This is a genomic window from Alcaligenes faecalis (assembly GCF_005311025.1).
Classification (GTDB): Bacteria; Pseudomonadota; Gammaproteobacteria; order Burkholderiales; family Burkholderiaceae_B; genus Alcaligenes; species Alcaligenes phenolicus.
Map to the genome: position 1 here is coordinate 376,294 of NZ_CP031747.1, position 22,454 is coordinate 398,747.

A 22,454-nucleotide genomic window follows, 5' to 3' on the forward strand; every position below is an offset into this window, starting at 1 on the left:
TGTATTTGATTTTTTTTCAAATAAGTATACAGGCACAATAGATTTCAAGCGCCTGATACGGGCCTTTTATTTCTAATTTATGGGCTTACTATGACTATTATTCATAATCTGGGTTTTCCTCGCATGGGCACGCAGCGCGAATTGAAGCGCTCTTTGGAAGCCTATTGGGCCGGTCAGGTAAGCCAGCAAGAGCTTTTGGAAACAGGCAAAGCCTTGCGCGCCCAGCATTGGGGTTTGCAAGGCAAGGCTGGGCTGGATACGGTACCTGTGGGCGATTTTGCCTGGTATGACCAGATTCTGGAGTGGAGCACCTTGCTGGGAGCGGTTCCTGCCCGTTTCGGCCAGGCCGAAAATGCACCCGTGTCATTGGATACCTTGTTTCGCATGGCGCGTGGCCGTGCGCCCAGCGGTACCCCTGCCGCTGCTTGTGAAATGACCAAGTGGTTCGATACAAACTACCACTACATCGTGCCCGAATTCACACCAGGTCAAAGCTTCCGGATTGCCCGTGAATTCTTGTTTGAGCAGATTGAAGAGGCCAAGGCTCTGGGGCACAAGGTCAAGCCCGTGATTCCCGGACCCTTGACCTGGTTGTGGCTGGGCAAGGGCGATGCCTATGAGGGCTTGGCAGATGCGGGCAAGCTGGCCTTGCTGGATACTTTGCTGCCTGTGTATGAACAAGTGCTGGCCCGTTTCAAAGCTCAGGGTGTGGAATGGGTACAGATTGACGAGCCTGTTCTGGTTCTGGATTTGCCTCAAGCGTGGCAAGACGCCTTCCGTCGCGTCTATCAAGGTCTGAATCAATCCGGCTTGAAGCTGCTGCTGGCGACTTATTTTGATGATCTGCATGAGAACGTCGCGGTATTGAAGGATTTGCCCGTGGCGGGTGTGCATGTGGATGCGGTGCGTGCTCCGGCTGCTTTGCAGGCCGTACAAGCGGTATTGGGGCAAGACCAGGTGCTGTCTGCCGGTGTGATTTCGGGTCGGGATATTTGGCGCATCGATCTGCAAAAAACGGTTCAAGCCTTGAAGCCCTTGAAAGCGGCTTTGGGCGAGCGCCTGTGGATTGCGCCATCCTGCTCGCTGCTGCATGTCCCTGTGGATGTGCAAAGTGAAACCGGCCTGGACGCTGAATTAAAGAGCTGGCTGTCCTTTGCGGTGCAAAAACTGGATGAGCTGAAACTGTTGCAAGGATTGCTGGATGGCACTTTGGACGAAGCGGGTCAGCAAGCGGTTCAAGCTCAGCAAGCTGCTTTGCAAACGCGCCGTGAGTCCAAGCGCACGCATAATCCTGCCGTACAAGCCCAGATGGCCAAGATTGACCAGCTCAAGCGTCAACGTACGCCCTTCGCGCAGCGTATCCAGGCCCAGCGCAACAAGCTGAAGTTACCCGCCTATCCCACCACCACGATCGGTTCGTTTCCTCAGACCACGGAAATTCGTACTGCTCGCCGCGACTGGCGTGGGGGAGCCCTGAGTGATGCGGCTTATGAAAAAGCGATGCAGGCAGAAATCGAGCAAGTTATTCGTTTTCAGGAGCGGATCGGTCTGGACGTGCTGGTGCATGGTGAGGCCGAGCGCAACGATATGGTGGAATACTTTGGTGAACTGCTGGGTGGTTTCGCCTTTACGCAAAACGGTTGGGTACAAAGCTACGGGTCGCGTTGCGTAAAGCCGCCTATTATCTTTGGGGATGTGTTGCGCATCACGCCAATGAGTGTGGCCTGGTCCTCCTACGCCCAATCACTGACTGATCGGCCCGTCAAAGGCATGTTGACGGGGCCAGTGACGATGTTGCAGTGGTCTTTTGTTCGTGACGACCAGCCCCGTGCCGATACTTGCCGCCAGCTGGCTTTGGCCTTGCGGGATGAAGTTTCTGATCTGGAACAGGCCGGCATTCGTGTCATCCAGCTGGATGAACCCGCTTTTCGTGAAGGCTTGCCGCTCCGTCAGGGTGATTGGCAGGCTTACCTGGATTGGGCGGTGGATTGCTTTCGCCTGTCCACCAGCGCGGTGTCCGATGAAACCCAGATTCACACGCATATGTGCTACTCGGAGTTCAACGACATCATGCAGTCCATTGCCGATATGGACGCGGATGTGATCACGATTGAAACCTCGCGCTCCAATATGCTCTTGCTGGATGCTTTCGAGAATTTTGAGTATCCCAATCATATTGGCCCTGGCGTTTATGACATTCACTCGCCCAATGTGCCTGATAAGGATTGGATGGTGCGCTTGATGGGGGAGGCGGCCAAGCGCTTGCCCGCCGACCGTTTGTGGGTGAATCCCGACTGCGGTTTGAAGACGCGGGCTTGGTCTGAAACTGAGGCTGCCTTGCTGGCTATGGTGGATGCGGCCAAAGCATTGCGGGCGGCAGCCTGATTTGGTGCAGGCTTAAAATAAGCCGCTTGAATAGATTGACAGGGCAGGGCGCTTTTCGTCCTGCTGCCTGATTTCCCAGGCTGGATGAAAACGACCGCCCGTCAGGTGGTCGTTTTTTTCATGCAAATTTGGTATACCGTAGGATCGACGCCGCGTAGATCCTGTGTTTGGCCCGCTTGGGATGCGCTTACAGATTATGTAAGTGGCTGATACGGAACATACGAGGTGCGTTATACTTGATCAGTTTCAATCTTGCCGCCCCGTTCATATCAATGCCTTTGCCCCCGCCGTCCGTCGCCCGTGAACCATTGCATACGCGTACCATCACGGTAGAGTCGTTTGCACGGGAAGATGGCCTCTGGGACCTGGAGGCCTCGCTGCTGGATGTGAAGTCCTACGACTTTCCCATACGCAACGGCCAAACCCATAAGGCAGGTGATCCTGTCCACCTGATGCATCTGCGTATCACTATCGATAGCAGCTTTGCCATTGTGGATGCCGTGGCGGTCTACGATGCAGCCCCTTACCAGGACAACTGTTCGTCCATTGCGGACGCCTACCAGAAGTTGGTGGGCCTGAATTTGCTCAAGCAGTTTCGTCAGGGTGTCAAAGAGCGCTTTGGGCGTTCGGCTGGCTGTACGCACATGAGCGAGCTGGCACAAGTGTTGCCAACCGCCGCCGTACAAACCATGGCCGGGCGACGTCGCAGCAGCGGGGAATCAGAGATTTATCGCACCGACAAGCAGCCTTTCCATCTGGATGGCTGTCATGCCTTGCGTTTGAGCGGTCCCGTGGTTGAGGAGTTTTATCCCGTCTGGTATCGACCTAAAGTCACAGACGGGGTGGATTAGTTTTTTGTTTTAGTCAGGTCTCGGGCTCAGGCCTGGAGTTCCTGCCTTCTTTTTTTATTGTGTTTTTAGACTGACAGGTATCACATGAAAATTCACGAATATCAGGGCAAAGCACTGCTTAAGCAGTTTGGCGTTGCCGTGCCACGCGGAATTCCTGCCTTCTCCGTCGATGAAGCGGTTGCAGCTGCGCAGGAGCTGGGTGGCTCTGTGTGGGTTGTCAAAGCCCAGATTCACGCCGGTGGCCGTGGCAAGGGCGGTGGCGTCAAGCTGGCTCGCTCGATGGACGAAGTGCGTCAACTGGCCTCGGAAATCCTGGGCATGCAGCTGATCACTCACCAAACTGGCCCTGAAGGCCAGAAAGTGGGTCGCCTGCTGATCGAGGAAGGCGCGGACATCAAGAAGGAATACTACGTCGGTATCGTTACCGACCGTGCTACCCAGCGCGTGGCCGTGATGGCTTCCAGCGAAGGCGGCATGGAAATTGAAGAAGTGGCCGAGCGCGACCCCGACGCCATTCTGAAAGAATTCGTGGACCCTGCTGTTGGCCTGACCAACGAGCAAGCCACCAAGCTGGCTCGCGGTATCGGCGTTCCTGACGCTTCGATCGAAAAAGCCGTTGCTGAATTCCAGAAGCTGTACAAGTGCTACACCGAAACCGACGCTGAACTGGCCGAGATCAACCCTCTGATCCTGACCGGCTCGGGCGACATCATCGCTCTGGACGCCAAGTTCAACTTCGACGGCAACGCTTTGTTCCGTCACCCCGATATCGTGGCTTTCCGTGACCTGGCTGAAGAAGATCCTGCTGAAGTTGAAGCCAGCAAGTACGACCTGGCCTACATCCAGCTGGACGGCAACATTGGCTGCCTGGTGAACGGTGCCGGTCTGGCCATGGCGACCATGGACACCATCAAGCTGTTTGGCGGCGAGCCTGCCAACTTCCTGGACGTGGGCGGTGGCGCTACGGCCGAAAAAGTTACTGAAGCCTTCAAGATCATGTTGGCCAACAAGGGCGTCAAAGCCATTCTGGTTAACATCTTCGGCGGCATCATGCGCTGCGACGTGATCGCTGAAGGCGTGATCGCTGCGTGCAAGGCCGTCAACCTGAACGTGCCTCTGGTGGTACGCATGAAGGGTACCAACGAAGAGCTGGGCAAGAAAATGCTGGCCGATTCCGGTCTGCCCATCATCAGTGCTGACACCATGGCCGAAGCGGCGACTGCTGTTGTCGCTGCCGCCAAGTAAGAAAAGGTTGAGGATTAGCAAATGTCGATTCTGATCAATAAAGACACCAAAGTCATCACGCAAGGGATCACCGGCAAGACCGGCCAGTTCCACACCCGCATGTGCCGTGAATACGGTAACGGCATGGAAGCCTTTGTGGCTGGCGTGAACCCCAAGCGTGCTGGTGAGGATTTCGAAGGTGTACCTATTTACGCCTCCGTGTCCGACGCCAAGGCTGAAACTGGCGCAACTGTGTCGGTTATCTACGTCCCCCCCGCAGGTGCTGCGGCTGCCATCTGGGAAGCTGTTGAAGCTGACCTGGACCTGGTTATCTGCATTACCGAAGGCATCCCTGTTCGCGACATGCTGGAAGTTCGCAACCGCATGCGCGCAGAAAACCGCAAAACCCTGTTGTTGGGCCCGAACTGCCCCGGTCTGATCACTCCTGACGAGCTGAAGATCGGTATCATGCCCGGCCACATTCACCGCAAGGGCCGCATCGGTGTGGTCAGCCGCTCCGGCACGCTGACATACGAAGCCGTTGCTCAAGTAACCGAACTGGGTCTGGGTCAATCCTCGGCTGTCGGTATCGGTGGCGACCCAATCAACGGTCTGAAGCACATCGACGTGCTCAAGATGTTCAACGACGATCCTGATACCGATGCCGTTATCATGATTGGCGAGATCGGCGGTCCAGACGAAGTCAACGCGGCTTTGTGGGCTAAAGACAATATGACCAAGCCTGTTGTTGGCTTTATCGCTGGTGTGACAGCGCCTCCCGGAAAACGCATGGGTCACGCCGGTGCCCTGATCTCCGGTGGTGCCGACACGGCCGACGCCAAGCTGGAAGTGATGGAAGCTTGCGGTATTCGTACCACTCGCAACCCGTCCGAAATGGGCAAGCTGCTCAAAGAAGTGCTGTAAATAGTAGTACCGGGGCCCGCTTTGGCGGGCTCTTTGTCTGGCTGCCCTGTGCAGCCGGGCAAAATTGGCCAGCCGGTTTCGTCAAGAAAAACACCACAACCCGGCGCATTCCTTCCCGAATCTGGCCAGCCTGATCATGCTCAAACGAATCAAGTAAGAAAAAGAAGCCCCGATGTTGCGCAGGCTAGGATTAGTTTGCTGCTTTAAGGGGCATTGTTGTCTTGGGACAGCCTGGCGACAGAAAAAGAACGTTTGTCCCGCGGCTGGGAAGAGAACTCACGTTTAGCTATACGGGAACGAAATGATTGAATTCCTCCAAACCCTGCATTGGGGTTCACTGTTTCAAATTGTACTGATTGATATTTTGCTCGGTGGCGACAATGCCGTCGTGATCGCACTTGCCTGTCGCAACTTGCCCAAGCAGCAGCGCATGCAAGGCATTTTGTGGGGGACCGCAGGCGCAATTATCCTGCGTGTAGTCCTGATTTTCTTTGCTCTGACCTTATTGGATCTGCCATTTTTGAAAGTGGTGGGTGGTCTTTTGCTCATGTGGATCGGTATCAAGCTGCTGATGCCGGACGACGACGCACACGGCAATATTCAAGGGGGCGGAACCATCTGGGCTGCCGTCAAAACCATTATCATCGCGGATTTCGTGATGAGCCTGGATAACGTGATTGCCATTGCCGGTGCAGCACAAAACGCGCACCTGGATCATCAACTGGGCTACGTGATCTTTGGTTTATTGCTAAGTGTCCCCATTATTGTCTGGGGCAGCACCCTGGTTTTGAAACTGATCGACCGTTTCCCTATTGTCGTCACCCTGGGCGGTGCCTTGCTGGGCTGGATTGCAGGCGGCATGCTGGTCACGGACAAGATTGTGGAAAATCAATTTGGCGTGCAGCCCCAGCCTGTTAAACTCGGGGTCGAGATTGTTTGTGCCTTATTAGTGGTGGCGCTGGGCAAATGGCTGGCGCACCGTAAAGGTTCTACCAAGGAAGCTTAGTTCTATGGCAATTTTTAAATCCTCCGACGCCAAAGGTCAGGAAAGCGGTTTGTCCCTGCTGCAAGGCTTAGGGATCCTGGCCATTATCGGTATTGTTGCTGCCGCCATCGTGCGCTATTTTGCTGCATGACCGCTGTGGCTTCTACTCCTCAGGAATTGGTTATTGCCACTCGTGCCAGTCAACTGGCCTTGTGGCAAGCCAAGCATGTTCGCGACCTTTTGCAGCAGCTGTACCCGCAGTGCAAGGTATCCTTGCTGGAAATGACAACCCGTGGTGACCAGATTCTGGATCGTACGCTGTCCAAAGTGGGTGGCAAGGGCCTGTTTGTCAAAGAGCTGGAAACCGCCTTGCTGGATGGCCGCGCCCATCTGGCGGTGCACTCCCTGAAAGACGTGCCGGTGGTGTTGCCCGAGTCCTTTGACCTGCCCATCATCATGGAGCGGGACGACCCACGCGATGCTTTTGTTTCCAATACTTATCCCAATCTTGCGGCTTTACCTGCTGGTGCCATCGTAGGCACTTCCAGTTTGCGCCGCGAGTCTCAGATTCGAGAGCGCTACCCGCACCTGGACATCCGTCCCCTGCGTGGCAATGTCCAGACCCGTTTGTCCAAGCTGGATCGTGGTGATTACGACGCCATTATTCTGGCTTCGGCTGGTTTGCGTCGTCTGGAATTGGCCGAGCGTATTCGCGATTACATCTCGACCGAAGACAGCTTGCCTGCCGCCGGGCAGGGGGCCTTGGGTATCGAGATCCTGAAAACTCGTACCGATGTGGCTCAATGGTTGGCGCCTTTGGCGCATTCCACCAGCCACGTATGTGCCTTGGCCGAGCGCGCCGTATCGCGTGCCTTGGGTGGTTCCTGTCAGGTGCCATTGGCGGCTTATGCCACCCTGAATGGCGAGGAGCTGAGCCTTAGCGGCCTGGTTGCCGAACCTGATGGGTCCACGGTGTACCGCGCTCAGATCACGGGTGCGTCCAAAGATGCGGAAGCCTTGGGCCTGTCGCTGGCGGAAGATCTGAAGCAGCAAGGTGCTCAAGCCATTCTGGATCGCTTGCTTACGGAACAGCCCGCAGAAGGCGAGTAAAGCGGCATGAACCTGCCCTGTGTATTACTGACCCGCCCCGCGGGACGGAACGAAACCCTGTCGGCTGCCTTGGCCGCGCAGGGTTTTTCTTCCTTGCTTATGCCCGCTTTGAGCCTGGAAGCGCAAAACCTGTCCGAAGAACAATGGCAAGATCCCAAGGATTTTGACCTGGTGCTCTTTGTAAGCAGCAGTGCGGTCAATTTTTACTTTGCGGCTTTGCAAGCGCGCGGTCAACGCTGGCCTGACAAGGTATTGCTGGCTGCAGTTGGTTTTGCGACCGCTGCCTGTTTGCGCGCCCAGCCGGGCGTTTCTCCAGAGGCCGTACTTCACCCTGAAAATACGGATTCCTTGCAGGACTCAGAGGCTCTGTGGGCGGTGCTGGAGCCCCGACTGGCGCAATTTGAACGGGTTCTGATTGTGCGCGGCCATACTGGTCGTGAGTGGTTGGGCCAGCAACTGGAAAATCACGGTATTCAGGTCCAGCGCCTGGCCATTTACCAGCGTAGCCCCGCCCAGTGGAGTACAGAGCAAGGCCGCCAAATTCGTGACAGTTTGCAGGCGGGCCGTCTGGCCGTGTTGCTTAGCAGCTCTCAAAGCGCCGATGCGGTTTTCGCCAATGTACAAAGCCTGGGTTTACTGGATGTTTGGGCGCAATGTGCCTATGTGGTCATACATCCGCGTATTGAAGAACATTTACAGTCCTTATTGTTGCAGGCTGGAATCGCAGCGCCACCAATGGTAAAAAGGTGTACGCCAGACGATGATGACATTGTCGCTGCCTTGATGGCGGTGCTCTCGCGCGATTAGCCTCACACGGATTACAATCTTGCCATGAACGATAAAACAGAGAACGCATCCGCAAGCGAACCGGAGACTCCCATTTCCAGCCCAGCCAATACAGCGGCTCCTCGTCCGTATTCCGAACCCAAAGACAGCACCACTGCGCCGCAAAAGCGTAAAAGTGGCGCGGGTCCGGCTTATGCTTTGACGGCTGTTGTGGTGGTGCTGGCCGCTGCCGGTCTTTGGTACCAGAATTCATTGCTGGAAAAGCATAAGGCCGAGCTGCAAGCCCAGCTGGCGACCAATATCAACACGACAGAGCAGGCGCGCCAAACCGCGCAGCAGGCCCTGGCCTTGGCGCAGCGTCAATCCGACAAGCTTGCCCAGTTGGAAAAATCCTTTAACGATTCCACCGAACAGTTTCATGATCTGAGCCAAGCCTTCCAGACCATGACAGACAGCGGGTCGGAACTGGTTTTGCTGAATGATATTGATCACCTGGCCACGATTGCGCAGCAACAGCTGATGCTGGGTGGCAATGTGGCCAATGCCATCGTTTCTCTGGAAGCTGCTCAGGCGCAATTGGCTCGTGCCAATCGCGTCGGTCTGGCTTCCTTGCAACAAACACTGAATGGCGATCTGGAACGCCTGCGCGCCGCTGCCACGGTGGATGTGGCCTCCTTGTCGCGTCAACTGGATATCTTGTCGCGCTACGTCTCGGAAGCGCCTTTGCTGGTGCCGGATGACGTTGCCGGTGGTGCGAATACTGAAGCGCTGGACTTGCAGTCCGACGTTCAGGAACCTACGGAACTGGCCGCTGATGCCCCTTGGTGGGAGCGCAGCTGGAATACGGTGGAACAGTGGGGTAGCAGCGCCTGGCGCTCGGTCAGCCACGATCTGGGGCAGTTTGTCTCCATCCGTCGTGTCGACGATGCCGCCGCCTTGCTGATGTCGCCGGATCAGGCTGCCCGTCTGCGAGAGAACCTGCGTCTGCGCATTATGGCCGCCCAACTGGCCATGATGATGAACCAGTCCGCCGTCTGGCAGACCGAGCTGAACGCAGTCGCGACGGCGCTGGAAAAACGCTTTGATACGCAATCCGGTCAGGTTCAGCAGGCCTTGCGTCTGACCCGCCAATTGCAGGACACCCGCATCGGTGCTCGTTTGCCTACCGTGAATAACACCTTGGCGGCCATTGAGAGCCTGCGTCAGGCTCAGGCCGGCCGTAGTCAGGACAATGCCGACGACACCACGACCGAGCAGGGCGATACGGACCCTATTTTGTCCGACCCTCCTCAATCCACAGAACCTGCCAGCCAGGAGGAGCCCGCTGCTCCTGCTGCCGAACAGACTGAGTCTGCGACTCCCGCTCAATCCGAGACGGAACAGCCGGCTCAGGCGCAGGGGTAAGGTATGCGTACTTGGTTTTGGACTCTCATCTTATTTATCGCTGCGGTCGCGCTGGCTCTGGTCTTGCGTGAACACGCCGGTAATGTCTATTTGGTCACGCCGCATTATCTGGCACGTGCTTCGCTGACTTACGTGGTCCTGTGCACGCTGGGGCTGTTCATCGTGCTGTACGTACTGCTGCGTCTGTTGGCCTGGTTCAGCGATGGTCCGGAGCGTTTCCGCCTGTGGCGTGGTCGTCGCGCTCAACGCCGTGACCAGGCTTTGCTGGAAACTGGCTGGATCAGCATTCTGGAAGGTCGTTACGAGCAAGCTGAAAAAGACTTGATGAAGCTGATGAGCAAAACCCGCTCGCAGTCCAGCAAAGTCGTGGCAGGCTTGGCAGCAGCGCGTGCTGCGCATTACCAAGGTCAGATTGCTCACCGTGACGAAGCCTTGGCCGCCGCTCGTGCTGCCGCTGGCGATGATGCCCGTTTGAAAGAGGCTAGTGCCGTGGCTTCGGCCGAGCTGTACCTGGATCAGAATCGTACCGAAGAAGCCATCGAGCTGCTGCAGGATTTGCAGGATGCCAGTTCGCGCCACTTGCACGCCACTCGTTTGTTGTTGCGCGCCTATCGCCAGCAAGGTAATGCCGAACGTGTTTACGAGTTGACCCGTTTGCTGGTGCGCCGCAGCGGCATCGAACGTCAAGAGGCACTGAACCACATCGAATTTGCCGCTGCTGCTCGTTTGCGTGTGGGTGGTGCTGAACAGTTCAAGGCCTTATGGTCGGATCTGAAGTCCGAAGAAAAGATCCTGCCCGGCGTCGCGCTGGAAGCTGCCCTGATTCAAGAACATGAAGGCAATTATGAAGAAGCCGGTCGTATCCTGGAGCCTGCGATTGCAGCCAGTTTCGACAGCCGCTTGCTGGAAGCCTACGCCCAGTGCCCACCTGAATATGTGGGCCGCCGCTTGGCCAAGGCCGAAGAGTGGCTGCGCAGTCAGCCCAACAATCCGGTCTTGCTGTCCACCTTGGGCCATCTGTGCCTGACCAGCCAATTGTGGGGGCAGGGCGAGCATTACCTGTTGCGTAGCCTGAAAATCCAGGGCGATCTGCGTAATCATGCTTTGTTGGGTAATCTGTACGACAGCCTGGGTCGCCACGACGAAGCCGTCTCTTACTGGCGCAAGGCCGCCTCCATGGCCGGCACCTTACCGATTCTGGCGGTCAGCACGGCTTTGCCAGCAGCCGATACTCGTCATGACCCTAGCCATACCGATGCAGACAGCCTGCCATCGCAGGATGACGACGATCTGCCGCATTACACCTATGCCGCCAGCGTCGTGGCCGAGGACCTGCCGGATCAGGGCCGTCCATTGCCTGTGGTGGCCGAGCCAGTGCCTCCTGCTGCCACGCCTTCGCAAGACAGCTTGAGCTCCTCTTCGGATCTGGATGATTACTTTGATACGGCTCCCATCCCTGGGGTCGATCTCTCTCAAACTTCGGATCGTCCTCGACGCTCCAACGATTAATTTCTTTTATTTTTAAAGGTTTGCACGAATGAGCCTCGCCCAAGTACCTGCTGGCAAAAAACTGCCCGACGAGATCAACGTAGTCATCGAAATCCCCATGAACTCGGACCCCGTCAAATACGAAGTTGACGAGAACGGCGTGGTTTTTGTGGACCGTTTCATGCTGACCGCCATGCACTACCCTTGCAACTACGGCTACGTTCCACAAACCATTTCGGACGATGGCGACCCGGTTGACGTGCTGGTGATTGCTCCTTTCCCAATCCAGATCGGTGCCGTGATTCCTTGCCGTCCTATCGGCGTGCTGCATATGGACGACGAAGGCGGTGGTGATGCCAAACTGCTGGCCGTGCCTACCGACAAGCTGTACCCCCTGTACCGCAACGTGAAGTCGCCTGAAGATCTGCAACCTGAAGAGCTGGAGCGCATCAAGCACTTTTTCGAGCACTACAAAGACATCGAAAAAGGTAAATGGGTCAAGGTCAAGGGCTGGGACGGTATCGAAGCTGCCAAGAAAGAGCTGGTAGACGGTGCCAAGCGCTTTGCTGACGGCCAGGCAAAATGAGTACCGTCATTCCCGCACCCGCCGTTGCGGCCCTGAACGTACAGGGCAGTGAGCAGGTTTTTCCTGTACGCCGCATTTACTGCGTCGGCCGCAATTACGTCGAGCATGCACAGGAAATGGGCTTTACCGGTCGCGAAGATCCTTTTTTCTTCTGCAAACCGGCGGACTCCATCTTGAACGTGCTGCCCGGCCAGGTCTGCGACATGCCTTATCCCTCTCGCACCCAGGATCTGCATCACGAGATCGAACTCGTCGTGGCTTTGTCCAAGGGCGGGCGTGATCTGACTGTGGAGCAGGCTGCTGAATGTGTGTGGGGATACGCGGTGGGTCTGGACATGACCCGCCGGGATTTGCAGACGCAAGCTAAAAAAGCTGGTCGTCCCTGGGAAGTGGGCAAAGCCTTTGACCACTCCGCGCCGACCGGCCCTCTGGTCCCACGCAGCCGTATTGGCGAGCTGTCCCAAGGTGCTATCACCCTGGACGTCAACGGCGAGCGTCGCCAGACTGGCGATTTGAATCAGCTGATCTGGAATGTGGCTGAATCCATCGCTTACCTGTCGGGCCTGTTCGAGTTGTTCCCAGGTGACATCATTTTCACGGGAACCCCAGCCGGTGTCGGCTCGGTGGAACGTGGCGATGTGATGCACGGGGCGATCGATGGTCTGGGTAGCATAGAGGTGCGTCTGGTCTGATCCAGGTCTGAATAGCTGGTCATGAACCCGTCTGGAGAGCAGTCTCCAGACGGGTTTATTCATTGGGTCTTCTGATGCAAGGCGGGGGCGCGTCGTCATTTGCATGTCTGCCGTCTGACGGTCAGGCGTGTGTAGATGACGGTATATCTTGCCTGTCAGAAGTAATTTATTGATAATTGAGACTTATTCTTATTTGTCTCCCTGCCTGACTCCAGGCTTTCAATGAATACACCCATGTCTGACAAGCTATCCGTGATGACGGTTGAAACGCTCTATTGCCTTCATCATGGCTGGCTGCAGGGCTGGCTGCGCCGTAAGCTGGGCAATAGCAATGATGCCGCTGATATTGCGCAGGACACCTTTGAGCGCATTCTGACAGCACGCACATTTTCCCCAGGTCTTGGCAGTGAACCGCGTGCCTTGCTGACGCATGTCGCGAAAGGCTTGCTGGTCGATCACTGGCGCAGAAAGTCGGTGGAAGAGGCTTATCTGGAAGCCATTGTCCATCTTCCCGCTGTGCATATGCCATCCCCGGAAACCAGACTGATCATCATCGAGGCCTTGATGCGGATAGACGCCATGCTGGCCAGCTTGACACCGCGCACTCGGGAGGTGTTTTTGCTGGCGCAACTGCATGGCATGACGCTGGCTCAGATTGCCGAGCATATGAAGATGCCCTTGATTACGGTGCGTCGCTACATCCAGAAAGCGCTGGTTGCCTGCGCGGCGGTTGCATAGGGCTAGCATGTCTTCATCCACGGGCACCATCCAGCACGATCTGCTGAAAGAGGCGGCCAACTGGGCCATGACCTTCCAGTACGACACGCCTTCAGACAGCGAGCGTCAGGCTTTCGAACAATGGCGCAGAAAAAGCCCGGCTCATGAAGATGCCTGGACGCGAACACAGGCTGTATTTCATGTTTTCGATCAGTTGCCAGCGGAGATAGGCAAAGAGGTGGTGGAGAAGCTGGATCGTCGCCACAAACGTCGTCACACCTTGCGCATGCTGGGGACGTTGCTGTTTGCTGCGCCCTTGGGGATGCTGGCCGTCAGTCAGGCTCCCTGGCGTCGCTTGACCGCTGATGTGGCCACAGGAACGGGGGAGCGTAAACCTCTGGTTCTGCCTGATGGTTCCCAGCTGGTGCTCAATACGCGCAGCGCCGTGAATATTGCACAAAGCCAGACCGAGCGCCGACTCCATTTGCTGGCTGGCGAGATTCTGATTACGACCCAGCCGGACTCTTTTGCCGTTCCCAGACCTTTTCTGGTCGATACCTCCGCCGGACTGGTGCGTGCCTTGGGGACACGTTTCAGTGTGCGCCAGCTGGATGGTGATACGTTCCGCGTGGCGGTGCTGGAGCATGCCGTCGAGGTTCGGCCTTTGGCGGGGTCGTCTCGTCGCGTACAAGCGGGTGAGCAGGCGGACTTTGATATCAGGGGTGTCAGCACGCCTCGCCCATTACAAAACGCGGATGTGTTTTGGGAGCAGGGCATCCTGTTGGCCAAAGACATGCGGCTTGAGGATGTGCTGGCCGAGCTGGGGCGGTATCGCTCGGGTGTGCTGCGTTGTGATCCGACCTTGTCGCAGTTGCGCGTATCGGGGGCCTTGTCCTTGAAGGATACTGATGCCGCCTTGGCCAGCCTGGCGGAGTCTTTGCCATTGCGCATCGTGACTTACTCATCATATTGGGTGGAGCTGGTTCCGCAGCTTTAAAGAGGCGCAACTCCGTGCGTTTGCTCAAGGTTTGAAAAAAATCTTCCATAAAGTGAGCACTTTTTTCGTCTCGTCCGGTGTACCTCTTATGACGCATGACGTCGCAGGTTTTCACCTCCATTGACGAAAGGTTCCTAGCATGGCTTCTCACGCATGTCTGTCCAGACTGGCCCGCAAAACGGCTGACGCGCAGACTTCACACCCCCATCGCACTGTGTTCCGGCTTAGAGCAGATGTTCTCGCTCTGTTTCTCAGTTCCACGCTTTGCGCGTTGACGGCAACCTCCTTGATGGCCAGCTCTCCCGCCCTGGCTGCTGACGTAATGGATACCAGCGCCAAACGAACTTACGCTCTGCCGGCGGGCAAGCTCAGTGACGCTTTGGCCGAGTTTGCCGCGCTTTCTGGTGTACAGCTGGTGTTTGAGCCGCAACAATTGGCGGGCTTGCAAAGCCGCCCCCTGCAAGGGCAGTACAGTGTTCAGGACGGCTTCGCTCGTTTGCTTGCCGACACGACTTATGAAGCGGTCGCTACAAGCGGCGGCCGCTATGTGCTGCGTTCCTTGCCTGAAACGGCCATGTCGTCCTCTGTCGATATCCAGGCGGGTGGCGTCACGCAGCTCAGTCCTGTGATTGTCACCGGTTTGTATCGTGGGGATTTGACGCCGGTGTATGCAGGCGGCAAGGTGGCCACGGGCAGTCGGGTAGGGTTGTTGGGCTACAAGGATTTCATGGAGACGCCGTTCAGCACCATCAGCTATACGGAAGAAGCGGTACGGCAGGCGCAGGATTTGGCGCGGGTAATTGGCTCTACTGACGCTGCGGTGTACGACCTGGGCATGCGTGGCACTGTGCGCGAAGCTTTTGTGATTCGCGGTTTTGACGTGGGTTCGGGCGATATTGCCTTTGGTGGCTTGTACGGTTTACTGCCTTATAACCGTGTCCCTTTGGAGTTAGTGGAACGGGTTGAGGTACTGAAAGGCCCGTCTGCCATGCTCAATGGCATGCCGCCCGGCGGTTCAGTGGGCGGGAGTGTGAACCTGGTCCCCAAACGTGCGACTGAAACGCCGTTGGCGCGTTTAACCGGCATGTTCGTCTCCGATGGCCAATATGGTAGCCATGTCGATGTAGGGCGCCGCTTTGGTGACAAGCAGCAGTTTGGTATTCGTTTCAACGGCTTGTATCAGGATGGAAGTACGGCTACCGATAAGCAGTCGAAACGGGCAACTCTGGCGGCATTGGGGCTGGATTGGCGTACGGATACCGTACGGCTGGCGGCTGACTTTTACGTTAGTAAAGACAATGTGAAAGGTGTCACGCGTGGCATTACGGTGGGTCGCGGATTGGATACGCCCGATGTACCTAAACCAGGGCAGGCTTTGGCACCAGACTGGACATACTCCCGTGCCGAGGACACCGCGTTTGTGCTGCGTGGCGAAGCTGATCTGAGCAAGGATGTGACGGTTTACGGTAACTACGGCCAAGGCAGCACGGATTATGACGGCTTGCTCGGGGTGGTGTTTGCGGTCACCGATCCGCAGGGCCGCTATCGAAACAATTTTGGACAGCAGCGCCAAGTGCTGGATCGCAAGGCAGGTGATGTGGGCATCATGGCCCGCCTGAGCACGGGCAGCGTGCGGCATGAACTGGCCCTGAGCGTTTCATACTATGAGCAAGAAGTGCGTTCCAAAACGGTTGTCGGACTATTGCCCACGGACTGGTACACGAATATCTATGCTCCTACTTGGGGGCCAGCTCCCGCAACAGTCATCGGCAAATCGGACGTGCCCAAAACCGCCTTGTCTCGCCTGAGCAGCGTAGGCATCGCTGACACCCTGTCCTTTGCGGACGATAGCATCATGTTGACACTGGGAATCCGGCATCAGAACGTCCTGAGCGAGTCCTTCCACCCTGTCAGTGGTGTCAGTACGGCGCGCTACAAGGAGTCGGCCACCTCTCCATCGGCGGCCTTGTTGGTCAAGCTCAGCGATGAGGTTTCCGTCTACGGCAACTACATCGAAGGCTTGCGCGAGGGGGCGATTGCTCCAGTGGGCACCAATAACGCCGGTGAAATTTTCGCACCGCATAAAACCAGACAACATGAAGTGGGTGTGAAGCTGGATCTGGGTGATTTTGCCGCGACATTGAGTGCCTATCAAATCCGCCTGCCCAACAGCTATATCGACCCCACAAGCAATATCTTCTCCTTCGATGGTGAGCAGCGTAATCGTGGCCTGGAACTGAATTTCTTTGGAGAGCCTGTAGAGGGCTTGCGTCTGATGGGGGGCATTGCCTATCTGGATGCCGAGTTGAGCAAGACAGCCGGTGGTGTCAATCAAGGGCGGTTCGTCATGGCCAGACCCAAGTGGCAAGGCAAGTTGGGCGTGGAGTGGGATGTGCCTGGTGTGACAGGTCTGACGGCGACAGGAAATATGCAGGCGATCCAGGGACAGTATTACAGCAGCGATAACTCGATGCGTGCGGCGGGTAGAACTATCTTTGATGCCGGCTTGCGTTATCAAACTTCCATCAGCGGTCATGCACTGACTTTGCGTGCCGATGTACTGAATATCGCCAACAAAGCCTATTGGTCGGCTGGCGGTAGCGGCAAGCTCTGGCAGGGCGCTCCTCGAACATTCATGTTGTCCGCCAGCATGGATTTCTAATCCAGACGAATTTCACTTATTACCAAGCACGAGGTGGACTATGAATAAATGGCAGCGATATGGATTGCTGGCCTGCGTCAGCGTGACAACTGCTTGCGCACAATTGGGTGCGGACAAGCGGGCAGCGGTAAGTCCCGCGACCCAGGAGCAAATAGCGCAGGAAACGATACAGGTGACGCGCAAAATGATTGCGCCGCGCTTGTATGAACTCGCTTATTCGGCGCGTCAGCAGGCGGTTTTTGTGGCATCAGCCGGGGGCGCGGATCCTGTCAGTGAACCTTCCAGAATCTTGCGTCTGAATCCAGCTGATTTGTCGGTGACCGTAGAAATTCCGCTGGAGCGGGGTGGGTTCGGAGTTGCACTGGATGATGCCGCCAACCGTCTGTATGTGGGCAATGCGCTGACGGCCTCGGTGACGGTTGTTGATACAACACAAAATCGCGTTCTTGGCGTCGTGCAATTAGCCAAGCCCATTCGTTATGACGGTGATAAAGCGATCTATCCGCATCTGCTGCGCGAGCTGGTCGTGGATCAGAAGCGGCAACGCCTCTATGCTCCGGGTCTGAGTGCCCAAGGCAGTGTGCTGTATGTCGTCGATACGGCCAATCTGAAACTGGATCGGGTTGTCTCTGGCCTGGGAGCAGGCGCAGCGGGCATTGCTCTGGATAAAGAGGGCAACAGGCTCTATGTGTCCAACTTGCAGGGACAGGTATTTGGCATTGATACAAAGACCTTGACCATCAAAACTCAATGGGAGGTCAAGGCGGATCAATTGCTGAACCTGGCTTATGACCACAAACGCCATCGTCTGCTGGCAAGTGATCTGGGCTCGGAGCGTATGGATACCTTGCGCAAGGAGAAAGCCGGGCTGACGGAGTATGAAAAGCGCGGAACCGGACATAGGATGGTGGCGATTGATGCCAGAAACGGTGCCCTGTTGGCCAGCGTACCGACGGGCAAGGCTCCCATTGCACCGATGCTGGATGAAGGCCGGGACCGTGTTTATGTTTCCAACCGGGATAGCGGCACGATCAGCGTGCTGGATGCAGAGGACTACACGCTTTTGGCGACGGTGCCTTTGGCGCCGCACCCTAATAGTTTGGCCTTGGATGCAGCTTCGGGAAATGTCTACGTGTCCATCAAGGAAGAGAACAGAACAGCAAGGGAAGGCGTGGCCCGGTTAGCGCCTCGTTAAGCTTGTTTCAAGAACGCCCGCCATTTGAACTGCACCCCAAATATTGGACAACCATCCAAGCTTTGGGGGCAGATCAGTTGGCGGTTTTTTTTGTTCGTTTGCCTGATAAAGGAGACAAAGATCTCAGGAGATGATCCTTTTGTTTCAAGGCTTTTTCCTGTTCGGATCAAAACACAATAACAATAATGAGAATCGTTGTTATTATTATGTCCCCTTGATCTATTTACCCCATGCCGTTCTATGTCGCGTTTTTCGTCCTCACGTAAAACTTGGCTCGTGCATTACCACGAGCTGGTTAAGACGTGGACGCGACGTTCATCAAACAGCTGTGATGGGGAAGATGTGGCCCACGATGCTATTGCCGGAATGCTGGAACAAGACGTAGCCCGAATCAGCAATCCCAGAGCCTATTTGCATCGCAGTGCGGCCAACAGTCTGATACAGCGACAAAAGCGGGAGCAGCCTGCTTTAACGATTCCCTTGCAGGATCTGAGCGAACAGGATCATCCCGTGGTGTCGGGCGCCGAGGAGGCAGCCTATTGCGGGCAGTTGTCGGAAGCCTTGCTGGCGGCCCTGGATGAGCTGCCACCCGTCTGTCAGCAGGTTTTTTCCTGCCACAGGCTGGAAGGCTGGACCGTGCCTGAAATCGCCAGTCATCTGGGTTTGTCTGTCAGTTCGGTAGAAAAGTACCTGACCCGCAGCATGCGTCATTTGCAGCTTAAGTTGCAGCAGTTTTCCTCTTAATATAACGATGCACGCCATGAGCACTTTTCTGTCTTCACCCGTATTGGTACAGGGATTAACCGGCGAGCTATCGTAGCGACTATGAGCTTATCCCATTCACTTCCCATTCCTGATGATCCACACGACGCTGCCGCGTTCTGGTTTGCGCGCGTGCGAGGTGGCCTGATGCAGGAGGGGGATCAGACGCTGCTCAAGCAATGGCGTGAACAGGACCCGCGTCATGCGCAGGCTTATCAGGACATGGAAGCCATGTGGTTGATTGCGCAGGCAACACCGGATGCCGCTTTCAAGGCACGCTTGGCACAAAACACTCGCCCTCGGGCACCGCAATGGGGACGTAGAGCGTTTATCGCAGGGTTGGGAAGTGCCTGTGCGGCGATAGCGGGTGTCGCTGTTCTGGGGCCGCAGCGTTGGCTGGAAAGTGAGCAATATACCCAGCGCTATGTCAGCCGCAAGGGCGAACGGCTTGAGCAGACCTTGCCGGACGGATCGCTGATCAGTCTGAATACCGATAGCGTGGTGCACGTGTCCTTTTATCAGTCCGAGCGCCGCGTCGTGTTGGAAAAAGGGGAGGCTTTTTTCCAGGTGCGCTCCGAGCCAGATCGGCCTTTTAATGTCGATGCCGGCCAGGCCGTGATACGGGTGACGGGCACTCGTTTTAATGTGCGACGCGAGACGGACACGGTTGATGTGGCGGTTGATTCCGGTTCGGTACGTGTAGAGAGCGGACCCTGGTGGAACAGCACCAATTACAACCTCGTAGGGGAGCAGGGTGTGCGTCTGGGCGGCGGTCAACAGGCCTCCGTGCAGTCACGAAATATGGTGCAGGCTTTGGCCTGGCGTCAGGGTCGAGCCATTTTCGATGCTGAGCCACTGGAGCACATCGTAGCCGAGCTCAATCGCTACAAGGAGCCAGGCATTGTGCTGCATAGCCCATCCTTGCGCGGGCTGCGAGTGACCGGTGTTTTCGATGTGAATGATCCCCAGGCTTTTCTGGGCGTCCTGCCCTCATTGGCACCCGTGGTGATTGTCCAAGGACCCGATGGCCGGTTGGGTATTGCGGCTCGTTAGACCACATATTCCTTGAAAGATACAATTGCTTTCAATTTAGGAACGAGAATCGTTACGGAGTTTGCTCCTGATTGACTCTTATGAGGGAAGGGACAGTTTTGCGTCCCTGATTGCCTTTGGCCAAAGGGCTTGTCGCTTTGTGCGTCGCTTTCCTTATAACGAGTACTACGGTGTATCCACAGAACACAAATAAACGATGGCCTCTTTTTGCCTTGCGCCCGGTGCAGGGTGTAGGGCTCAGCGTATTGGCACTGGCCTTGTCGTTCAGTCCCTTGGGGCAGGCGATTGCGCAGGACGCGCCTGCGCTGTCAATCTCTATTCCGGCTCAATCCCTGAACCGGGCTTTACTTGAGTTGGGGCAGCAGGCAGACATTCAAATCTATTATTTGCCCGATACCGTCAGTGGCTTTCAGGCAGCGCCAGTCAGGGGGCGCATGACGCCGCAGCAGGCTATGCAAAGCTTGTTGAGGGGGACGGGCGTGCAAGCCAGCTGGAAAGGGCGAACGGTTTCTTTAACCCTAGCAAGCCGTGATGACACTACGCAATTGGCTCCGATCACGGTTATGGCCAATACGAGCCTGGCGACGGAAGGGAGTGGATCCTATGTCACCCCCAGAGTCAGTATCAGCAAGGGTGAGCAGTCCTTGCGGGAGATTCCCCAGGCCGTCTCGGTCATCACCCGTCAGCAGCTGGATGATCAGGGTGTGACCGATATTCGGGATGCCTTGAACAAGGCGCCGGGTGTCACTATGGTGGCCAATGATCCCGGTGGTCAGTTCTATTCGCGTGGCTTCTTTATCCAGAGCTATCAGTTTGACGGTGTGCCTTTGGAGCGCCAGTTGTATGCGCGTGGCTCTGCCTTTAATTCAGATACTTCGATTTATGATCGCGTTGAAATCATGCGTGGTCCGCAAGGTCTATTTGAAGGCGCGGGGGATCCTTCAGGGTCGGTGAATATGGTGCGTAAACGTCCCACCAACGAGCGACAGTTTGTATTTACTGGCACAACTGGATCGTGGGACCGCTACGGTGCTCAGGCGGATTTGTCCGGCGCACTGAACGACTCGGCCACTGTCCGCGGACGGGTGGTGTTGAATTATGACAAGCAAGACTCCTTCCGCGATTATGTGGGCTCGGTGGATCGCACGTTTTACGGGGCTCTCGACTTTGATCTGGGGCCGGCCACCACAGTAGGTTTGGGTTATAGCCGCGAGAAACCCTATGGTGTCATCGATTGGTCGGCTTTGCCCAATTATGGTGATGGCTCTATGCCAGACTACCCGCGGCATACGAACTTGAGCGCACCCTGGAACCATACGTCCAAGACTCAGGACACCTGGTTTGCAGATTTTGCGCATCGCTTTAACGAGGACTGGAAATTCAAGGCCAGCTTAGTGCGTGTGCGTGAGTCCAACGATGTGAAGTATCTGCTCCGGACAGGGCGTTTGGGCCCTCCTAATACCTTTCGGGGAGACGCCTACGCCTTTGATATGGTGTCGCGCCAATGGGGTGGCGATGCCTATTTGAACGGACGTACTCGTTTGTTTGACCGGCAGCTGGATGTCATCCTGGGCGCTAATTTTTCTCGTTTGCGCAGCCATGACTTGTGGGGCTGGATGCGAAATGTAGAGAACCTGAATGCGTCGTACCAGCAGCGTGTCACCGCTCCCGAATTGGCCAGTGAAGATATTATTGCTGCCAATCGTATGGATGACGGCTATCGTTCGGACAAGAAAGGCGTGTATGCCACGGCACGCTATCAGCTCGCCGAGCCCTTTTCCGTGTTAGTAGGTGGCCGTCTCTCCTGGTATGAGCAGACCTACCTGTCTGACGGTGTTTGGGGGAAATCCGAAACCAATGCCAAGGAAAACAGCAAGTTCACCCCCTTTATGGGGTTGGTGGTGGATCTGGATAATCAATGGTCCGTCTATGCCAGTTACGCCGATATTTTTCGGCCACAAAGCCAGCGCGACCGCTCCGGTGCTTTTCTGAGTCCTGTCACAGGTCGTAATTACGAGTTGGGCTTGAAAGGCGAGTTGATGGATGGACGCGTCAATACCTTGTTGGCGGTTTTCCGCACTGATCAAAAGGGCGTGGCTTTCGAGGATGGTACGGTGCCTGAGAGCGTGGCCAACTTGAATTGCGGCGGTACGTGCTACCGGCCCTCTGCGCAGGTTCGTAGTCAGGGTTTTGAGGCGGAAATCAACGGTGAAATCTTGCGTGGCTTGCAGGTGGCTGCCTCGTATACCTACACCCAGACGCGTAACCGGGGCAATGATGTCCCGTCTGTGGGTTACGATATTTCCGCCAATACGGGTGTGCCACGTCATATGGCACGAGTCTGGGCCAATTACCGTTTGCCAGGGCAATGGCATAAATGGAGCATGGGCGCGGGATTGAATCTGCAAAGTGCTTCGTCCAGCTTCGGCTACTACGGACGCAAGCAAGGTGGCTATGCCGTTGCGGATGCCCGCGTCGCCTATCAGTTTAGCGATCAGCTCAGTGCTGCCGTCAATATCAATAACTTGTTTGACCGCCATTATTTCCAGTCGATCAGTTATGACCATAATTACTATGGCACCCCACGCACTGTTTATCTGACCGTGCAATATCGAATTTAAGGCAACAGAGCC

General features: G+C 56.1%; 19 protein-coding genes. All 19 read left to right on the forward strand.

Annotated features, from left to right (window positions below; genetic code table 11):
• The first annotated feature begins 90 nt into the window (after positions 1 to 90).
• Positions 91 to 2,385, forward strand: a complete 2,295-nt coding sequence (metE, locus tag D0C27_RS01750) for a 5-methyltetrahydropteroyltriglutamate--homocysteine S-methyltransferase (RefSeq protein WP_137430268.1) — start codon at positions 91 to 93, stop codon at positions 2,383 to 2,385.
• Positions 2,386 to 2,657: 272 nt separating this feature from the next.
• Positions 2,658 to 3,236 carry a DUF2889 domain-containing protein gene (locus D0C27_RS01755; RefSeq protein WP_035272843.1) on the forward strand — a complete coding sequence of 193 codons (579 nt, stop codon included), beginning with the start codon at positions 2,658 to 2,660 and terminating at the stop codon, positions 3,234 to 3,236.
• Between the two features lie 84 nt (positions 3,237 to 3,320).
• Complete coding sequence (gene sucC / locus D0C27_RS01760) at positions 3,321 to 4,481, forward strand: ADP-forming succinate--CoA ligase subunit beta (RefSeq protein WP_009461782.1); 1,161 nt, start codon at positions 3,321 to 3,323, stop codon at positions 4,479 to 4,481.
• A gap of 21 nt (positions 4,482 to 4,502) precedes the next feature.
• Entirely contained in the window at positions 4,503 to 5,384 is an 882-nt protein-coding gene (gene sucD, locus D0C27_RS01765; RefSeq protein WP_009461784.1) for a succinate--CoA ligase subunit alpha, read from the forward strand.
• A 301-nt stretch (positions 5,385 to 5,685) separates the two neighbouring features.
• A complete protein-coding gene (locus D0C27_RS01770; RefSeq protein ID WP_035272842.1) occupies positions 5,686 to 6,390 on the forward strand; it encodes a TerC family protein in 705 nt (234 codons plus the stop codon).
• Between the two features lie 4 nt (positions 6,391 to 6,394).
• Positions 6,395 to 6,520 carry a hypothetical protein gene (locus tag D0C27_RS19580; protein ID WP_003799533.1) on the forward strand — a complete coding sequence of 42 codons (126 nt, stop codon included), beginning with the start codon at positions 6,395 to 6,397 and terminating at the stop codon, positions 6,518 to 6,520.
• Positions 6,517 to 7,479 (forward strand): hydroxymethylbilane synthase, encoded by a 963-nt coding sequence (hemC, locus tag D0C27_RS01775; RefSeq protein WP_137430269.1) that lies wholly within the window; start codon positions 6,517 to 6,519, stop codon positions 7,477 to 7,479. Before D0C27_RS19580 ends, hemC begins: the two co-directional genes overlap by 4 nt.
• A 6-nt stretch (positions 7,480 to 7,485) precedes the next feature.
• A complete protein-coding gene (locus D0C27_RS01780; RefSeq protein ID WP_137430270.1) occupies positions 7,486 to 8,286 on the forward strand; it encodes a uroporphyrinogen-III synthase in 801 nt (266 codons plus the stop codon).
• Between the two features lie 24 nt (positions 8,287 to 8,310).
• Positions 8,311 to 9,669: a uroporphyrinogen-III C-methyltransferase gene (locus D0C27_RS01785; RefSeq protein WP_137430271.1), complete on the forward strand. Its 1,359-nt coding sequence runs from the start codon at positions 8,311 to 8,313 to the stop codon at positions 9,667 to 9,669.
• A gap of 3 nt (positions 9,670 to 9,672) precedes the next feature.
• A complete protein-coding gene (locus tag D0C27_RS01790) occupies positions 9,673 to 11,178 on the forward strand; it encodes a heme biosynthesis HemY N-terminal domain-containing protein (protein WP_137430272.1) in 1,506 nt (501 codons plus the stop codon).
• Positions 11,179 to 11,206: 28 nt separating this feature from the next.
• Complete coding sequence (gene ppa / locus D0C27_RS01795) at positions 11,207 to 11,743, forward strand: inorganic diphosphatase (RefSeq protein WP_009462201.1); 537 nt, start codon at positions 11,207 to 11,209, stop codon at positions 11,741 to 11,743.
• Complete coding sequence (locus D0C27_RS01800) at positions 11,740 to 12,435, forward strand: fumarylacetoacetate hydrolase family protein (RefSeq protein WP_009462199.1); 696 nt, start codon at positions 11,740 to 11,742, stop codon at positions 12,433 to 12,435. Before ppa ends, D0C27_RS01800 begins: the two co-directional genes overlap by 4 nt.
• A 234-nt stretch (positions 12,436 to 12,669) precedes the next feature.
• Complete coding sequence (locus D0C27_RS01805) at positions 12,670 to 13,173, forward strand: sigma-70 family RNA polymerase sigma factor (RefSeq protein ID WP_137430273.1); 504 nt, start codon at positions 12,670 to 12,672, stop codon at positions 13,171 to 13,173.
• A gap of 7 nt (positions 13,174 to 13,180) precedes the next feature.
• The gene (locus D0C27_RS01810) at positions 13,181 to 14,149 is read left to right on the forward strand and encodes a FecR domain-containing protein (protein ID WP_088450200.1); all 969 of its coding nucleotides are present in this window, start codon (positions 13,181 to 13,183) and stop codon (positions 14,147 to 14,149) included.
• Positions 14,150 to 14,438: 289 nt separating this feature from the next.
• Complete coding sequence (locus tag D0C27_RS01815) at positions 14,439 to 16,811, forward strand: TonB-dependent receptor (RefSeq protein ID WP_240688283.1); 2,373 nt, start codon at positions 14,439 to 14,441, stop codon at positions 16,809 to 16,811.
• Positions 16,812 to 16,851: 40 nt separating this feature from the next.
• On the forward strand, positions 16,852 to 18,006 hold the full coding sequence (locus D0C27_RS01820) for a YncE family protein (protein ID WP_137430275.1): 1,155 nt from the start codon (positions 16,852 to 16,854) through the stop codon (positions 18,004 to 18,006).
• A gap of 240 nt (positions 18,007 to 18,246) precedes the next feature.
• Entirely contained in the window at positions 18,247 to 18,750 is a 504-nt protein-coding gene (locus D0C27_RS01825) for a sigma-70 family RNA polymerase sigma factor (protein ID WP_035272834.1), read from the forward strand.
• A gap of 81 nt (positions 18,751 to 18,831) precedes the next feature.
• Positions 18,832 to 19,821, forward strand: coding sequence for a FecR family protein (locus tag D0C27_RS01830; RefSeq protein ID WP_137430276.1), 990 nt, complete (start codon positions 18,832 to 18,834; stop codon positions 19,819 to 19,821).
• Positions 19,822 to 19,991: 170 nt separating this feature from the next.
• On the forward strand, positions 19,992 to 22,442 hold the full coding sequence (locus D0C27_RS01835) for a TonB-dependent siderophore receptor (RefSeq protein ID WP_137430277.1): 2,451 nt from the start codon (positions 19,992 to 19,994) through the stop codon (positions 22,440 to 22,442).
• The last annotated feature ends 12 nt before the right edge of the window (positions 22,443 to 22,454 follow it).

Coding starts and splice junctions, on each gene's coding strand:
- D0C27_RS01820 (WP_137430275.1), top strand. CDS start 16,852: ATGAATAAATGGCAGCGATATGGATTGCTGGCCTGCGTCAGCGTGACA.
- D0C27_RS19580 (WP_003799533.1), top strand. CDS start 6,395: ATGGCAATTTTTAAATCCTCCGACGCCAAAGGTCAGGAAAGCGGTTTG.
- D0C27_RS01790 (WP_137430272.1), top strand. CDS start 9,673: ATGCGTACTTGGTTTTGGACTCTCATCTTATTTATCGCTGCGGTCGCG.
- D0C27_RS01755 (WP_035272843.1), top strand. CDS start 2,658: ATGCCTTTGCCCCCGCCGTCCGTCGCCCGTGAACCATTGCATACGCGT.
- D0C27_RS01830 (WP_137430276.1), top strand. CDS start 18,832: ATGAGCTTATCCCATTCACTTCCCATTCCTGATGATCCACACGACGCT.
- D0C27_RS01785 (WP_137430271.1), top strand. CDS start 8,311: ATGAACGATAAAACAGAGAACGCATCCGCAAGCGAACCGGAGACTCCC.
- D0C27_RS01825 (WP_035272834.1), top strand. CDS start 18,247: ATGTCGCGTTTTTCGTCCTCACGTAAAACTTGGCTCGTGCATTACCAC.
- D0C27_RS01805 (WP_137430273.1), top strand. CDS start 12,670: ATGTCTGACAAGCTATCCGTGATGACGGTTGAAACGCTCTATTGCCTT.
- D0C27_RS01800 (WP_009462199.1), top strand. CDS start 11,740: ATGAGTACCGTCATTCCCGCACCCGCCGTTGCGGCCCTGAACGTACAG.
- D0C27_RS01770 (WP_035272842.1), top strand. CDS start 5,686: ATGATTGAATTCCTCCAAACCCTGCATTGGGGTTCACTGTTTCAAATT.
- metE (WP_137430268.1), top strand. CDS start 91: ATGACTATTATTCATAATCTGGGTTTTCCTCGCATGGGCACGCAGCGC.
- sucD (WP_009461784.1), top strand. CDS start 4,503: ATGTCGATTCTGATCAATAAAGACACCAAAGTCATCACGCAAGGGATC.
- D0C27_RS01780 (WP_137430270.1), top strand. CDS start 7,486: ATGAACCTGCCCTGTGTATTACTGACCCGCCCCGCGGGACGGAACGAA.
- ppa (WP_009462201.1), top strand. CDS start 11,207: ATGAGCCTCGCCCAAGTACCTGCTGGCAAAAAACTGCCCGACGAGATC.
- D0C27_RS01815 (WP_240688283.1), top strand. CDS start 14,439: ATGGCCAGCTCTCCCGCCCTGGCTGCTGACGTAATGGATACCAGCGCC.
- sucC (WP_009461782.1), top strand. CDS start 3,321: ATGAAAATTCACGAATATCAGGGCAAAGCACTGCTTAAGCAGTTTGGC.
- D0C27_RS01810 (WP_088450200.1), top strand. CDS start 13,181: ATGTCTTCATCCACGGGCACCATCCAGCACGATCTGCTGAAAGAGGCG.
- hemC (WP_137430269.1), top strand. CDS start 6,517: ATGACCGCTGTGGCTTCTACTCCTCAGGAATTGGTTATTGCCACTCGT.